The sequence below is a fragment of the Streptomyces sp. CNP082 genome (genome assembly GCF_059570535.1).
Window position 1 is genome coordinate 94,766 of record NZ_JCANSZ010000024.1, and the last position, 12,261, is coordinate 107,026.

The following is a 12,261-nucleotide window of genomic DNA, read 5'->3' on the forward strand; positions in this document are numbered from 1 at the left end:
TCACTCGTCGGCCGCCGCCGCCAACCGCCAGGCGTACAGGACCAGTCGGGCGCGCAGCCGGTCGTCCGGCTCGCGCAGCCGGCCGCCGAGCGCCGCCTCGGCGCGGGCCAGCCGGGCCGCCACCGAGCTGTGGTGCAGGTGCAGTTCCGCGGCGGCCCGGCGCAGCGAGCCGGTGCGGCAGAACGCGTCCAGCGCCGCGATGCTCGACTCGCCGCCGTCGCGCGCGGCGAGTGCGGTCAGCGCGCGAACGCCCGGGTCCGCGCGCAGCCGCTCGGCGGGCACCTCGGCGAGCAGCGCCAGCGGCCCCAGCGCGTCGTGGTCGACCACGGTCTCCCCCGGTCCGCCGGCACCGGCGAACCGCAGCGCGGTCCTGGCCTGCGCCCAGGAGACGTGGGCCCGTACGGGGGCCACCCCGCCGCCGACCCCGAACCGCGCGCCGCGCGGACGCGCGGGGGCGCCCTCGCCTGCCGCGTTCCCGGCGGTGTCCGGACCGCCGCCGCGATCCGCCCGGCGATCCCGCGGGTCCGCAGGGCGCCCGTGCCCGCTGTGCCCGCCGTCCGCCGGGCCGCCGTCCGCCGCCCCCGCCCGGCGCCGCTCTGCGCCCGCCGCCGCCCCGCTCCCCCGGCCCCGCCCCGGGCCCCCGCCCGGGTTCCGCCCCAGGCCCCGTACCCGCTCCGCCGCCGCGAACGACAGATCCCGCGCCAGCTCCCCCGCCGCGCTCGCGCCGCCCTGCTCCGTCTGCACCAGCACCGCCGCCAGCGCGTCCATCGCCGCGATCCGCACCGTCGCACCCGGTACGCCCCGCGCCAGCAGCGCGACGGCCTCCACCCCCGCGTCGGTCTCCCGGCCGCCGGCCACCGCCACCACGCGCAGCGGCCGTTCGGGGCTGAGGCCGAGCAGCCGCAGGGCGCGCATGCGGTCCTCGACGGCCTCCCGTTCGGAGAGCACGGTCTCCACCAGCGCGGGGTCGGCGACATGCGGCGGCCGGGCCGGGGGCGGCGGGCTCATGCCGGCCGCCAGCGCCAGCCATTCGAGGACGAGGTCGTCCAACGGGCCGGGGCCGCCGTCCCGTTCGAGCCACACGCTGCCCGCGGGGGCCAGCGAGCGCCGCCCCGACACCCGGCCGGACGCACCGGCCGCCGCCTCGGGCCCGCCGGGCAGCTTCGCGCCGTCCGGCCCGAAGCGCAGCACCCTGCCGTCCCCGCCGCCGGCCGGTCCCGAAAGACCCGCCGGGCAGCCCGCCAGCGCGGCGGTCGACCGCACCAGCACCTCGCGGTCGACGGCGCCGCCGCTCAACAGCGCCTGGAAGTGGGCGATCACGCGCACCGCCGCGGCGGCGTCCGCGTCCAGCGACGAAAGCCGCACCAGCAGACCCTTCACGCACGCAGTCTAGAAAGGGCATGGACATGTTCACCAGAGCCGCAGCTCCACCACTCCCCACCCGCCGCCGGGCGCGCCCGCTGCACGCCTCGCTGCTCGCCGCCATCCTCGCCCTCCTCGCCGCGCTGTCGTTCAGCGCACCGCCGAAGGCGTCCGCGGCGACCCTCCAGGAGGTGACGAACTTCGGCAACAACCCGAGCAACCTGCGCATGCACCTCTACGTCCCGGACAACGCCGACCCGCAGCCCGCCGTGCTCGTGGCGATCCACTACTGCACGGGCTCGGGCCCCGCGTTCTACTCGGGCACCGAGTTCGCCCGGCTCGCCGACCGCTACGGCTTCATCGTCGTCTACCCGTCCGCCACCCGCAGCGGCCAGTGCTTCGACGTCTCCTCGCCGCAGGCGCTGCGCCGCGACGGCGGCAGCGACCCGGTGGGCATCCGCTCGATGGTGGAGTACGTGCGCACCAACAACGGGGCCGACCCGAACCGGACGTTCGTCACCGGCGCCTCGTCCGGCGCGATGATGACCAACGTCATGCTCGGCAACTACCCCGACGTGTTCAAGGCGGGCGCGGCGTTCTCGGGCGTGCCGCACAGTTGCTTCGCCACCACCGACGGCTCCGGCTGGAACAGCGCCTGCGCCAACGGCCAGCTCATCCGCACTGCGCAGCAGTGGGGCGACCTGGTGCGCGGCGCGTACCCCGGCTACAGCGGCCCGTACCCGCGCATGCAGGTGTGGCACGGCACCGACGACACCACTCTGCGCTACCCCAACTTCCAGGAGGAGATCAAGCAGTGGACCAACGTCCACGGCCTGAGCCAGACCCCCTCCATGACCGACAGCCCGCAGTCCGGCTGGACCCGCACCCGCTACGGCGGCACCGGCGACCAGTCGCCGGTGGAGGGGATCAGCGTGCAGGGCGTGGGCCACTCGCTGCCGACGTCCGGGATGGCTGAACGCGCCATCGTGTTCTTCGGCCTCAACAGCTAGGACTACAGCGGCCGGGCGGGGTCTTCGCCGGCTACGGGCCGGGCGCGGGCGGTGTCGCCAGCACCGCCAGCACCGACTTCGTGACCACGTCGGAGACCTCGTCCGGCGCCAGTTGAAGCCGGCCGGCGCGGCTGTCCTCCGCGGCGCCGTGCAGGATGTGCTGCACGACGCCGACGAGCCAGTCGGTCGGCATGTCGGTGCGGAAGACTCCCTGGTCCTGACCGCGGCGGACGAGTTCGTCCACACGCTCGGCCGGCCCGGCGTGCATCTCCCGCACCCGCCCCGCCGGCAGGACGCCCTGGGCGGCGGTCAGCAGCGCCCCCGACTCGGCGACCAGCGCCCAACTGGAGACCAGCAGCCGGCGCATCGCCTCGTACGCGTCGCCCGCCAGATCCACGGCCGCCAGCGTGCGGTCGCCCTCCGCCACCGCGTCCTCGAGCGCGGCGTCGACCAGGTCGGCCCGGGTCTTGAAGTGCCCGTAGAGCGTCATCCGCCCCACGCCCGCCGCCTTGGCGATGTCGTCGGTGGTCGCGCCGGGGTCGGAGCACAGCTCCGCCCGGGCGGCGGCGACGATGCGGGCGATGCTGCGCTCGGCGTCGGCCCGGCGGCGCGGGCGCGCTCGGGCGCCGGAGGAGGCGGTCATGCCCGCCAGCCTAACTCGTACGGGAATGTTTGCGTTACAGTGCCGGTTAGGAACTCGTACATCAGAGTACGAGATACCGGAGGGCACTGATGACTGCACACGACGTCGGGCACACGACCGAAGAAGGGCGGCACCCCGCCCGCTGGCGCATCCTCGGCTTCCTCGGGATCGCCCAGCTCATGCTGATCCTCGACGTCACGGTGGTGGCCATCGCGCTCCCCCACATCGGCGCCGACCTCGGGCTCGGCCGGGCGGCGCTGACGTGGACGGTCAGCGCGTACACGCTGACGTTCGGCGGGCTGATGCTGCTCGGCGGGCGGATCGTGGACCTGATCGGCCCCAAGCGCGTGGTGCTCGCCGGGCTGCTGGTCTTCACCGCCGCGTCCCTGGCCACCGGGCTCGCCGAGTCCGGCGGCACGCTGGTCGGCGGGCGCGTCGCGCAGGGCGTGGGCGCGGCGATGATGTCGCCCGCGGCACTGTCGCTGGTGGTCACGCTCTTCGCGGGCGAGGAGCGGAACAAGGCCCTGGGCGTCTGGTCCGCGCTCGGCGGCGGCGGCGCGGCGCTCGGCGTCCTCGTCGGCGGCCTGCTGACCGCGGGCCCCGGATGGCCCTGGGTCTTCTACGTCAACGTGCCCATCGGGCTCGTCATCGCCGTCGTGCTCGCGGTGCTGCTGCCGGCGCGCCCGGCCCCCGCCGCCCGGCCGCGGGTGGACCTGCTCGGCGCGGCCCTGGTGACCGCGTCGACGGCGACGCTGATCTACGGCCTCATCGACGCCGGCGAACGCGGCTGGCTCACGGCCCGTACCACCGGGCTCGTCCTGCTCGCGGCCCTCGGCTATCTGCTGTTCACCGTCTGGCAGCGGCGCGCCCGCAGCCCGCTGATGGACGTGCGGCTGCTGGCCCGGCGGCCGGTGGCCACCGGCGCGTTCCTCATCCTGATGGCGACGGCGCTGATGGTGGCGGTGTTCTTCCTGGGCACGTTCTACTACCAGCACGCCCGCGACTACGGGCCGCTGCACACCGGGCTGCTGTTCCTGCCCGTCGCGGTCGCGGCCATGGCCGGGGCGCACGTGACGGGCCGGCTGATCGGCCGGACGGGCGCGCGGGCGCCCGCCATCGCGGCGCTGACCGCCGCGGCGGCCGGGCTCGCGGTGCCCGCGGTCTCCCTGCGGCCGGTCACGGTCGAGATCGGGGTGACCGTCTCCGCGCTGGGCACTGGCGCGATGTTCGTGGTCGCCTCGGCGACGGCGCTGGGGCAGGTGGCACCGCACGAGGCGGGGATCGCCTCCGGCATCGTGAGCACGTTCCACGAGTTCGGCGCCTCGCTGGGTGCCGCGGTGGTCTCCAGCGTGGCGGCGGCGAGCCTCGTCGGCAGCACGCTGGACGGGTTCACCGACGGGTTCACGGTGGCGGCCGTCGCGGCGGCGGTGTCGGCGGTGGCCGCGGCGGCGCTGACGTCGGGGGAGCCGGTGCGGGCGGCTGCCCACGGGGCTCACTGAGCCGGCTGCCTGGGCCAGGGGGAACCGGAGGAACCGGAGGACGGCGGGGTGCGGCCACGGGCCGTACCCCGCCGTCTTCCCGCGTACGGTCACGGGCCCGCCGGTCCGTTGCCGCGCCGGCGTTCCGGCCCGCCGGCAAGCCGGCAGCCGCGCCCGCCGGGCGCGGTGTCAGGGCTCGACCAGGCCCGCGCGGATCGCGTACCGGGTCAGCTCCAGGCGGTCGCGCAGCCCCAGCTTCCGCAGCAGGTTGGCCCGGTGCCGCTCCACGGTCTTCGCGCTGATGATCAGCAGGTCCGCGATCTCTTTCGAGGTGTGCCCCTCGGCGACGAGCTTCAGGATCTCCTCCTTCCGCTCCGTGACCGGCCGGGCCGGCAGCGGGTCGCCCGGCCGGGCGCGCTCAAGGCAGCGGCGGACGAGGGCCGTCTCCGCGCCCGGGTAGATGAACGGCTCGTCGCGCAGCGCGGCCCGGCACGCCTCGACGAGGTCCCGGTCGGCGACGGACTTCGGCACGTAGCCGGCGGCGCCGGCCTTCAGCGCCTCGAAGAAGTACTGCTCGTTGTCGTGCATCGTCAGGATGAGCAACGGCAGCCCAGGCAGGACGCGGGACAGCTCGCGTGCCGCCTGCAGACCCGTCAGCCGCGGCATCGCGACGTCCAGGATCGCCAGGTCCACGGGCACCGCCCGGTCCTGCGCCAGCGCGACGGCCTCGGCGCCGTCGCCCGCCTCGGCGGCGACGGTCAGGTCGGGCTCGGCGTCCAGGATGAGCCGGATCCCGCGGCGTACGAGCGCGTGGTCGTCGGCGAGCAGGACGCGGGCCTGGGCCGCTCGGTTCATTCGCGGATTCCCCCTGGGTACGGTGGAGGCGGCCGGCGGGACCGGGCCTGACCGGTGCGACCGGCGGAGAAGACGACCGTCCCGGCCCCGATGGTGTCCCGGCCGGGGCCGGGCTGTCCATCCGTGCTGACACCCATGTTCCCGCCGTACATCCGGATGGCACGATATCCGCTGCGCCGCGCGGAGGGATCGGCTGACCGAGCCCGGGGCCGCGACGGCGCGACATCCAGCGAAGCCGGAAAGGGGACGGGCCGTGCCTGCTCCAAGGATGAGCACCACGCCGCTGCCGGGGATCGGCGTGAAATACGACCTCACCACGCGTGCGGACAAGAAGCACCTGTCGGTGATCGCCCACCGGGACGGCACCCGGTCGATCAACGTCTACCGCACCGACGACCCGGACGCCTGCGCGCAGTCCCTGCATCTGACCGGCCCCGAGACGGCGGCGCTGATCGACGCGCTGATGCCGTCGCACCACAGCCAGAACCTCCTGCACACCACCGATCTGGGGCTGGTCGCCGAGCGCGTCGAGCTGTCCGCCACCTCGTACTGGAACGGCCGGGTGCTGGGCGAGACCCGGATGCGTACCGAGACCGGGGCGTCGATCGTGGCCGTGCTGCGGCGCGCGGAAGCCATCCCCTCCCCCACTCCGGACTTCCGGTTCGCCGGCGGCGACACGCTCATCGTGATCGGCACCCGCGAAGGCATCGAGGCAGCCGCGGCGCTGCTCGGGCGGGAGTGAGCGCTTGCATTCCTCCGCAATCTTCCTCATCGAGTTCGGCGCCATCATCCTCGGACTCGGTCTGCTCGGGCGGCTCGCGGGCCGCTTCCAGTTCTCCCCCATCCCCCTGTACCTGCTGGCCGGGCTCGCCTTCGGCGAGGGCGGGCTGCTGCCGCTGGGCGCCAGCGAGGACTTCGTGGCGATCGGCGCCGAGATCGGCGTCATCCTGCTGCTGCTCATGCTCGGCCTGGAGTACACGGCCAGCGACCTGGTCTCGAACCTCAAGACCCAGTACCCGGCCGGGCTCGTCGACTTCACGCTCAACGCCCTGCCGGGCGCGGTCATGGCGCTGCTGCTCGGCTGGGGCGGCGTCGCCGCCGTGGTGCTGGCCGGCGTCACCTGGATCTCCTCCTCCGGCGTCATCGCCAAGGTCCTCGGCGACCTCGGCCGGCTGGGCAACCGCGAGACGCCGGTGATCCTCAGCGTGCTGGTCCTGGAGGACCTGGCGATGGCGGTGTACCTGCCGATCGTCACCGCGCTGGTCGCCGGCGTCGGCATCGCGCAGGGCAGCGCCACGCTGGCCGTCGCGCTGGGCGTGGCGGGCGCGGTGCTGTTCGTCGCCGTCCGCTACGGGCGGCTGATCTCCCGCTTCGTCTCCAGCGACGACCCCGAGAAGCTGCTGCTCGTCGTCCTGGGGCTGACGCTGCTGGTCGCCGGCCTCGCGCAGCAGCTCCAGGTGTCGGCGGCGGTGGGCGCGTTCCTGGTGGGCATCGCCCTGTCGGGCGAGGTCGCCGAGGGCGCGCACAACCTGCTCAGTCCGCTGCGGGACCTCTTCGCCGCGGTGTTCTTCGTCTTCTTCGGCCTGCACACGGATCCGCAGTCGATCCCGCCGGTGATCCTGCCGGCGCTGGCGCTGGCGGCCGTGACGGCGCTGACGAAGGTCGCGACGGGGTACTGGGCGGCGAAGCGCGCCGGGATCTCGGCGAAGGGCCGCTGGCGGGCGGGCGGCACGCTGGTCGCGCGGGGCGAGTTCTCCATCGTCATCGCGGGGCTCGCGGTCACCGCCGGCATCGAGCCGGAGCTGGGGCCGCTGGCGACGGCGTACGTGCTGGTGCTGGTGATCGCCGGGCCGCTGGCGGCGCGGTACACGGAGCCGATCGCGCTGCGGGTGACGAAGTGGCGGGCGGCACGGCAGGCTGCACGGCAGGAGGAGCGGACTCCGCCGCTGGACGGCGGGGACGCCGCGGGGACGGCCGGGAACGGGCCCGGTGAAGCCGGGTCGGGCGCCGGGGCGGTCACCGGGTCGGAAGCGGGCGCGGAGGCGGAAGCGGGTGCGGCCGAGGTGCCGCGGCTGCCGGCTCAGCGGGGCGAGACGGCGCCGGAGGAGGAGCGCTCGCCCGGCAGCGGCGGGGTGTAGCGCAGCAGGACGAGCGCCAGGTCGTCGTCGGGTTCGCCGCCGCAGTAGTCGCGCACGTCGGCGTTGAGCGCGGCGAGCACCTCCGCGGGCGGGGCACCGGGGCCCGGGCAGGCGGCGTAGCGGGGGGCCAGCGGGTAGAACTCACCGGCGGAGTTACGGGCTTCCAGGACGCCGTCGGTGACGAGGAGCAGTTCGTCGCCGGGGGCGAGGACCAGCTCGGTGGTGCGCGCGGGGGCGCCGGGGAGCGGGGCCGCGAGGGGGTCGATCACGGGGTCGGTGGCGGGGACGACACCGGAGTCCTGCCCGGCGTCGGGTTCCGCACCGTCTTCGGGGACGTAGGCGCGAAGCAGGCCCAGGCCCAGCGGGGGGTGGGCGGCGACGGGTGCCTCGCGCACCTCGCCCGCGACGTTGCGGACCAGGGGCGGGGGGTGCCCGTACGACAGGAGGGTGCAGCGGCCTCCCGTGGTGACCTCGACGAGCAGCACGGTGACGAAGTCCTCCGTCCCCGCCTCCCGCAGCACGCTGTGCTCCATCCGTTGGGCGATCAGCGGCAGATCCCGCTCGTCGTGCGCGACGGCGCGGAAGACCCCGAGCGCACGTCCGCTGACGCGCACGGCGGGCAGCCCCTTGCCGCGTACGTCACCGATCACCGCCCGCAGCCCGGAGCCGGCGTCCACGACGTCGTACAGGTCGCCGCCGACCTGCGCGTCGTGCGCGGCGGACGCGTAGCTCGCGGCGACGGCGAAGGGGCCCACCTGACGGGACGGCACCGGCAGCAGCGCCCGCTGCACCACGTCCGCGATCCGCTGCGCCCGCGCGAGCCGCGTCTCGCGGTCGACCCGCTCGGTCTGCACGACGAGCCCGAGCCCGGTGGCGCCGACGACGGCGATGAACCGGGCGAAGAACTGGGCGTGGCCGACATCGCCGTTGTACCAGCTGAGCAGCGCGGCCAGCACCACCCCGAGCACCCCGGCGGAGACGACGGCCCGCCGCGGGCCGTTCACCGCGACGAGCACGGGGATGACGGAGAAGAGCGCCCCGAGCGACTGCCCCCCGGTGGTCACCAGGTCGGCGAAGGTGATGAGGACGAAGAGCGTCGCCACGAACCACCGGGACGAGACGAACGTGAACGGGGGCATCCCACCAGCATGCGGGCCAGACCCCCGCGCACCACGGCGGCCCGCCGACGCGGTACCCCCTGCGGGGGCCGCGGGACCACGGACCCTGGTCAGGGGGCCGTCCGACGGCGGGTCGGGCGGGCGGGGAGGCTGCCGCAGCACACGGGCACGGGCGCATGGCGGCTCAGGTCATGGCGGTGGCGGCCCGGGGGCGGCGGCTCTCCGAGGGGGGCCACCGCCGGCCGGGCGAGACCCCGCGACCAGGTGTCGGCGACGCCCGGACCGACGACCGGCGCCAAGCACCGCGAGAACGGAAGTGAAGGTGCTGATCGTCACGGGAGTGAGCGGGCGGATGCGGTGCTGCCACCCGCACCGCCCAGCCGCGCGACCCACGGGCACGGCGTCGGGCGGCCCGGGGCGGCGGGCGTGTCCAGCGAACGGGAGCGGAGCCCGGGGCGGGGCGGGCGCCGGGTGCCGCCCGCCGCCGTGAGCGGCAGCCGGGGGCGTGGCGGGCCGGGTGCGGGGCGCAGCTCACCACCGTGGGTGCAGCCCGGGGCAGGGTGGGCCGCGGGCGGGTGGCGCTCGCCGCCGTGGGGTGGCAGCCCGGGGCGGGTCGGGCGCGGAGGGCCGTTCGCCGTCCGGGCGGCGGCCGGGGCGGGGTGGGCCGACTGGCGGGGGTCTCAGTTCCGGTGGGGCGGAGCGCACCCACACCCCCTCAAGCGCCCCGACCACCACCCGTATCGCCCCCGTGAGCGTCGCCGTGACAAACTCGCGGTAACCCACCCCCAAAACCGGTCCAAATCGCCCACCCAGCCCGACTTTTGCCTCCCGACACGGCACCGAGCCCTCCGGCTCCGCGCCGACAGCCGGGTCGCCGCATGGCCGAGGCTGCGTGACGAGCCTCGAGGGCCTGTCCGGCGGATCTTGTGCCTGCCGGGGCGCGACCGAGAACGTCAGCCCCGGCAGCGGTAGCGGGCTGCCAAGGTCGAGTCCTTCGCAGAACGTGAGCAGGCTGCAAGGCCCGAAGCCCTGGACCTCAACCCTGGTTCAGCCTCTAGTGTCCCCGTCATGGCTGCCGAAGACATCGAAAAGACCGTCACCGTGCTCGGCCTCGGCAACATGGGCACGGCGATCGCGAAGACCTTCCTGGACCGCGGCTACCGCACCACCGTCTGGAACCGCACCGCGAGCAAGGCCGCTCCGCTCGCCGACGCCGGTGCGACAGTGGCCGCGACCGCCGCCGAGGCGGTGGCGGCGAGCCCGCTCGTCGTCGTGGTGCTGCTCGACGGCACGGCGGTTGACGCGGTGCTGGAGTCCGTGGACTCGGCAGTGGCGGACAAGGTGCTGGTGAACGTCACCAGCGGCTCCCCCGCCCGGGCCCGCGCCACCGAGCGCTGGGCGGGTGAGCGCGGCGCCGAGTACGTCGATGGCAAGATCATGGGCGACCCGCCCTACATCGGTACCCCGGATGTGATGCTCCCGTTCAGCGGCTCCCGCGACGCCTTCACCGCCCACGAGGCGGCGTTGAGCGAGCTCGGCACGGTGTCGTACCACGGCGAGGACGCGGGCGCGGCTGCCGTGGAGTTCCTGTCCCAGGTCGCGGCGTCATACGAGTTGCTGATCGGCTTCCTGCACACGCTGCGGCTGGTGCGCGAGGAGGGTGTCGACGGGGCGGGCTTCGCCGAGCGGTTCGGCGGGTCCCTGGCCATGTTCCCGGGCCTGCTCAACTCGATGACGCAGGCGGTGCTTACTGGTGACTACGGGCCGGACCTCGGGTCACTCGACGTCCAGGCCGCGCTCATGGGCGACCTGATTGCCCACCGGGAGTCGGTCGGCGTGGAGGCCGTGCGGATGCGCGAGATCAAGAAGCTGATGGATCAGCGCATCGCGGACGGCCACGGCGACCAGGGTTTCTCCAGCCTGTACGAGGTCTTGGCCAAGCCGTAGCCGCCCGCGCCGCGTCGGCCCTCGCCCAGCGGGATGGCAAAGGCCGGCCAGCAGCGGCGTGAAGAGTACGCCTTATCGCCGCCGAGGTGATCGGGCCCTGGTGCGGGGACGGCCGCCGTCCTGGCGCGCGGCAGGAGGTCGAATCCAGCTCACCATCGACCAGTCAATGCGGCCGTCCAGGTCAGATCTCCCCGCCGCATGCCCATGCCAACGAGCCGGAGACGCGACAGTCACATGATCCGCCGGAGCGCCCGTTAGATGGCGCACGGGTCCGCGGTTGCTTCGCGCTCCACGTGTTCGAGCATGTCCCGCAGGCTGCTGGGGGCATGTGGGTCCGCCTTGGCCCTGCCTGCTGTGCGCGACAGCAGTTGCCGGCTGACGACGCCCCACATCTCCGGTACCACCTGCGTCAGGTGCTCGGCCTCTTCCGCCGCTTCGCGCCACGCTTTGAGCTGCAGCAGGCAGTCCAGCAGCCAGACCGCCGCGATGTTCCGATAGCCGACGCGCACGGAATCGGGCTCCAAGGCGTGCCGCAGCACGGGCACGGCAGCGCGCAACTGGCCGGTTGCCCACAGCGTGTGGGCTTCCTGACGGTCGATCTCGCGGTCAGTCACCCACCAGGACCAGTGCGGGTCAGCGGAGGATCCGCCGTCGCTGAGCACGTCGCGCGCCCGGTCGATGGATCGCTTCGCCTCTGACGTGTTACCCGTCAGCGCGAGTCCCTGCGCCTCGCGCCCGCGGAACATGGCCTCAACCCGGGGGGTCAGCTTGCCACGCGCGAGAACCGATCGGGCGATGGCCAGTTCCGCGCCCGGCCTCCCCGTGTGTCCCGCGAGGTTTCCGATGTTCTGAAGGGTGATCAGCTCAATGGACCGATCACCAGCCAACCGGGCCAGCAACAGCGCCTCATGGTTGAACCGGCGAGCCGCCTCGTACCTGGCCGACCCGTACAGCACCCAACCGGCGATTTCTGCCAGTTCAGCGGCAGCGGCCTGTACGTCGCGCCCGTGCTCTCCGGTGCCTAGCTGCCGGTGAACCCGTTTGAACGCCAACGCCGCAGCGTCCGCGATGGGCAACCCGTGCCGCTCGTTGTCCAGTTCGATCAGCCGCGCCGACAGCTCGCGAATCGACACGGCGTAATCGTCGGTGTCCTCATCTGCCTTCAGCGGCAACGCTGTCAGCTCATCCACGCTGACCCCGAACACCTCAGCGATCACCGGCAGCCACTCCCGTGGTTCCCGTCCTCCGCTCTCGTACCGGTAGACCTCGCGATGGGTGACCGGTTCGGAGTTCCGGATACCGGCAACGCGCAACATCTCGCGCGCGACACGCGCTTGAGTCCACCCCCGCTCCTGGCGGAGCCGCTTCATGTTGGCGCCGACGGCGGTCATTCTCCCCATTCGGGCCTACTTCCTGGCCTAGGTTCTGTTTCTCGGATCTGCTGACAGGGCCTTGTGGGCTGGTCCAGGCTGTGGGAGTGGCTGGACGAGGGTCTTTGACGAACGCGGAGTGGGAGCGGCTGGAGCCGCTCCTGCCTCGTGGCGGGAACCGTGGTGGCCGCTGGAGCGATCATCGCAAGGTGATCGATGGCGTCCTGTTCCGTGTCCGGACGGGAGTTCAGTGGCGTGACCTGCCGGATCGCTTCGGGCCGTGGCAGACGGTGTACAAGCGGCACCGGCGCTGGTCGGCCGACGGCACCTGGGAGCGTCT

At 74.0% G+C, this 12,261-nt stretch carries 11 protein-coding genes; 6 read left to right on the forward strand and 5 right to left on the reverse strand.

Annotation, left to right across the window (positions count from 1 at the left end; translation table 11 throughout):
* Window positions 1-1,380 carry a helix-turn-helix domain-containing protein gene (locus B124_RS20050; protein ID WP_496504261.1) on the reverse strand — a complete coding sequence of 460 codons (1,380 nt, stop codon included), beginning with the start codon at window positions 1,378-1,380 and terminating at the stop codon, window positions 1-3.
* 26 nt (window positions 1,381-1,406) lie between these two features.
* Here B124_RS20050 and B124_RS20055 point away from each other — a divergent pair, with 26 nt between their 5' ends.
* Window positions 1,407-2,372, forward strand: coding sequence for an extracellular catalytic domain type 1 short-chain-length polyhydroxyalkanoate depolymerase (locus tag B124_RS20055; RefSeq protein ID WP_496504262.1), 966 nt, complete (start codon window positions 1,407-1,409; stop codon window positions 2,370-2,372).
* Window positions 2,373-2,403: 31 nt separating this feature from the next.
* Here B124_RS20055 and B124_RS20060 read toward each other — a convergent pair whose 3' ends face one another.
* Complete coding sequence (locus B124_RS20060; RefSeq protein ID WP_496504263.1) at window positions 2,404-3,015, reverse strand: TetR/AcrR family transcriptional regulator; 612 nt, start codon at window positions 3,013-3,015, stop codon at window positions 2,404-2,406.
* Window positions 3,016-3,104: 89 nt separating this feature from the next.
* Here B124_RS20060 and B124_RS20065 point away from each other — a divergent pair, with 89 nt between their 5' ends.
* Window positions 3,105-4,514, forward strand: coding sequence for an MFS transporter (locus B124_RS20065; protein WP_496504264.1), 1,410 nt, complete (start codon window positions 3,105-3,107; stop codon window positions 4,512-4,514).
* 168 nt (window positions 4,515-4,682) lie between these two features.
* On the opposite strand, the gene B124_RS20070 is transcribed toward B124_RS20065, so the two are convergent.
* On the reverse strand, window positions 4,683-5,348 hold the full coding sequence (locus B124_RS20070; RefSeq protein WP_496504265.1) for a response regulator: 666 nt from the start codon (window positions 5,346-5,348) through the stop codon (window positions 4,683-4,685).
* Window positions 5,349-5,616: 268 nt separating this feature from the next.
* Here B124_RS20070 and B124_RS20075 point away from each other — a divergent pair, with 268 nt between their 5' ends.
* Together B124_RS20075 and B124_RS20080 are read left to right on the forward strand one after the other, a co-directional pair.
* Window positions 5,617-6,090 (forward strand): cation:proton antiporter regulatory subunit, encoded by a 474-nt coding sequence (locus B124_RS20075; RefSeq protein ID WP_496504266.1) that lies wholly within the window; start codon window positions 5,617-5,619, stop codon window positions 6,088-6,090.
* A gap of 4 nt (window positions 6,091-6,094) precedes the next feature.
* Window positions 6,095-7,486, forward strand: coding sequence for a cation:proton antiporter (locus B124_RS20080; protein ID WP_496504267.1), 1,392 nt, complete (start codon window positions 6,095-6,097; stop codon window positions 7,484-7,486).
* Here the strand turns inward: B124_RS20080 and B124_RS20085 are convergent.
* Complete coding sequence (locus B124_RS20085) at window positions 7,429-8,625, reverse strand: PP2C family protein-serine/threonine phosphatase (RefSeq protein ID WP_496504268.1); 1,197 nt, start codon at window positions 8,623-8,625, stop codon at window positions 7,429-7,431. The two genes, B124_RS20080 and B124_RS20085, sit on opposite strands and share 58 nt — an antisense overlap.
* A gap of 1,047 nt (window positions 8,626-9,672) precedes the next feature.
* On the opposite strand from B124_RS20085, the gene B124_RS20090 reads away from it, so the two are divergent.
* The gene (locus tag B124_RS20090) at window positions 9,673-10,551 is read left to right on the forward strand and encodes an NAD(P)-dependent oxidoreductase (protein WP_496504269.1); all 879 of its coding nucleotides are present in this window, start codon (window positions 9,673-9,675) and stop codon (window positions 10,549-10,551) included.
* A 254-nt stretch (window positions 10,552-10,805) separates the two neighbouring features.
* Here B124_RS20090 and B124_RS20095 read toward each other — a convergent pair whose 3' ends face one another.
* Window positions 10,806-11,942, reverse strand: a complete 1,137-nt coding sequence (locus tag B124_RS20095) for a helix-turn-helix domain-containing protein (RefSeq protein ID WP_496504270.1) — start codon at window positions 11,940-11,942, stop codon at window positions 10,806-10,808.
* 86 nt (window positions 11,943-12,028) lie between these two features.
* On the opposite strand from B124_RS20095, the gene B124_RS20100 reads away from it, so the two are divergent.
* The coding region (locus B124_RS20100; RefSeq protein ID WP_496503811.1) for a transposase at window positions 12,029-12,261 on the forward strand (233 nt) is incomplete at its 3' end.

What these genes read in the sequence shown, in the direction of transcription:
- B124_RS20055 (WP_496504262.1), top strand. Translation starts at nt 1,407, where the DNA reads ATGTTCACCAGAGCCGCAGCTCCACCACTCCCCACCCGCCGCCGGGCG.
- B124_RS20060 (WP_496504263.1), bottom strand. Translation starts at nt 3,015, where the DNA reads ATGACCGCCTCCTCCGGCGCCCGAGCGCGCCCGCGCCGCCGGGCCGAC.
- B124_RS20065 (WP_496504264.1), top strand. Translation starts at nt 3,105, where the DNA reads ATGACTGCACACGACGTCGGGCACACGACCGAAGAAGGGCGGCACCCC.
- B124_RS20070 (WP_496504265.1), bottom strand. Translation starts at nt 5,348, where the DNA reads ATGAACCGAGCGGCCCAGGCCCGCGTCCTGCTCGCCGACGACCACGCG.
- B124_RS20075 (WP_496504266.1), top strand. Translation starts at nt 5,617, where the DNA reads ATGAGCACCACGCCGCTGCCGGGGATCGGCGTGAAATACGACCTCACC.
- B124_RS20085 (WP_496504268.1), bottom strand. Translation starts at nt 8,625, where the DNA reads ATGCCCCCGTTCACGTTCGTCTCGTCCCGGTGGTTCGTGGCGACGCTC.
- B124_RS20090 (WP_496504269.1), top strand. Translation starts at nt 9,673, where the DNA reads ATGGCTGCCGAAGACATCGAAAAGACCGTCACCGTGCTCGGCCTCGGC.
- B124_RS20095 (WP_496504270.1), bottom strand. Translation starts at nt 11,942, where the DNA reads ATGACCGCCGTCGGCGCCAACATGAAGCGGCTCCGCCAGGAGCGGGGG.